This is a genomic window from Streptomyces sp. ERV7 (assembly GCF_001653515.1).
Taxonomy (GTDB): domain Bacteria; phylum Actinomycetota; class Actinomycetes; order Streptomycetales; family Streptomycetaceae; genus Streptomyces.
Map to the genome: position 1 here is coordinate 1 of NZ_LYOY01000035.1, position 2,091 is coordinate 2,091.

A 2,091-nucleotide genomic window follows, 5' to 3' on the forward strand; every position below is an offset into this window, starting at 1 on the left:
CGAGCCGCCGAGGACGAGGTCGGCCCGCTCGACCAGCTGCTCGCGCTGGCCGTACGCGAGGTCGCGCGGCACCGGGCCGAGGACCACGTCCGGGTTGGCATCGCCCACGACGAGCAGGTCGAAAGGGCGGTCGGAAGACGCGGGCACGGGTGGTGAAGGCATGGGTGGTGAAGGCATGGCGAAGGGCTTTCTGGTCCGGGGGCGTCGAGCGCTGGGGGAGCCCCGGGCAGGGGCTCCCCAGGGGTGTCGGCAGGGGCGCCCGGCGGAACGGGCGCCCCGGCGCCTCAGCCCTTCAGCCCGCTCGACGTCAACGACTGGATGAAGGTCCGCTGGGCGAACAGGAAGGCGAGCAGCACCGGCAGCACCGTGATGACATTGCCCGCCATCACCGCCGCCCACTGGGTGTGGTGCTGCCCCTGGAAGGTGGTGAGCCCCAGCTGGAGGGTGTACTGGGTGTCGTGGTTGATGGCGATCAGCGGCCAGGACAGGTCGTTCCAGGTGGCGAGGAAGGTCAGTACCGCGACCGTGGCGAGCGCGGGCCGGGCCAGCGGCGCCACGATCGAGAAGAGCACCCGCAGCCGTGAGCACCCGTCGATCCAGGCGGCCTCCTCCATCTCCCGGGGCAGCCCGAGGAAGAACTGCCGGAAGAGGAACACCGCGAACGGGGTGACCAGCGAGGGCACGATCAGCGCGCCCAGCGTGTCGATCAGCCCCAGCCACTTCATCACCAGGAACGTCGGGATCATCGTCAGCTGGAACGGGATCACCATCGTCGCCAGCATCAGCGCGAGCAGCGCCCGCGAACCCCGGAACCGCATCCGGGCGAAGGCGTAGCCGCCGAGCGCCCCGAGCACCAGGTTCGAGCCGACGGCGACGGTCGAGACGATGCACGAGTTGGCGAACCAGCGCGGGAACATCGCGTTGCCCAGCACATAGCGGTACCCGCCGAAGTCGATCCCCTTGGGCCACAGCGCCGGCGGGAAACGGTTGATCTCGGCGTTGGTCATCACCGAGCTGAGCACCAGCCACACCAGCGGCAGCGCGAAGCCGATCGAGAGCGGCGCGAGCAGCAAGTGCCAGGCGCTGAAGGGCAGTCGGCGCCGCCGGGCGGCGCGCGCCGCCGGGGCCGCCGCGGGCGCGGCGCCCTCGGTGACCATGGTGGAGGCGGTCATCGGGCCACTCCTTCCGCGCGCAGCGGTCCGGCCGCGGGGCCGGTGGTGCGCTCCCGGTGGCGGCGGTACAGCGTCACCGCCGTGCCCGCGAGCAGCAGGGCGACCGCCAGGACGTACGCGGCGGCGGCGCCGTAGCCCGCGGTGAACGAGCGGAACGCCTGCTGCCAGACGAAGTACACGATGACCGTGGTCGACTCCAGCGGCCCGCCCTTGGTCGTCACGTACACCAGGTCGAACACCTGGAGCGCGGTGATCAGCTGCCAGAGCACCAGGAACGCGGTGACCGGGGCGAGCGTCGGCAGTGTCACGTACCGCAGCACCTGCGCCCGGTTGGCCCCGTCCAGGCGCGCCGACTCGACGAGTTCGGTGGGTACGTCCTGGAGCGCGGCGAGGAAGACGACGACGCAGAAGCCGATGCCGCTCCACAGCGAGATCGCCAGCAGGACGTACAGCGACTGGCCGGGGTCGGTGAGGAAGCCCTGCGGGGAGACGCCCAGCTTGTGCAGGATCGAGTTGGCCGCGCCGAACTGCGGGTCGAAGATGAAGGAGAACAGCACGCCCTGAGCCGCGGCCGAGACGACGAACGGTATGAAGACGAGGGTGCGGTAGAGGCCGACGAACCGGATCCGCCGGTTGAGGGCCAGGGCCAGCGCGAGCCCGCCCGCCAGGCTCAGCGGCACATAGATGCCCGCGTACGTCAGGGTGTTCTCGACCGCCTCGCGGAAGCCGGGGTCCTTGGACAGGGCCCGGTAGTTGTCGAGTCCGACCCAGCGGCCGGGGGTGACCAGGTCGTCGGCGCGGAACGACAGCAGCAGCGACCAGATGACCGGCACGACGCTCAGCCCCAGGATCACCAGGACCGACGGGGTGATGAACGCCCAGGCGGTGGCCGTCTCGCCGCGCGCCCGCCGGCGCCGGG

2 protein-coding genes are annotated in these 2,091 nt (G+C 71.3%); both read right to left on the bottom strand.

Annotated features, from left to right (window positions below):
* Nucleotides 1–284: 284 nt before the first annotated feature.
* Nucleotides 285–1,172: a carbohydrate ABC transporter permease gene (locus A8W25_RS14385; protein WP_067161361.1), complete on the bottom strand. Its 888-nt coding sequence runs from the start codon at nucleotides 1,170–1,172 to the stop codon at nucleotides 285–287.
* A partial coding sequence (locus A8W25_RS14390) for a carbohydrate ABC transporter permease (protein WP_067161364.1) occupies nucleotides 1,169–2,091 on the bottom strand: 923 nt, incomplete at its 5' end. The genes A8W25_RS14385 and A8W25_RS14390, both read right to left, overlap by 4 nt.

Excerpts from the sequence above, each read along its gene's own strand:
- A8W25_RS14385 (WP_067161361.1), bottom strand. The coding sequence starts at position 1,172 with ATGACCGCCTCCACCATGGTCACCGAGGGCGCCGCGCCCGCGGCGGCC.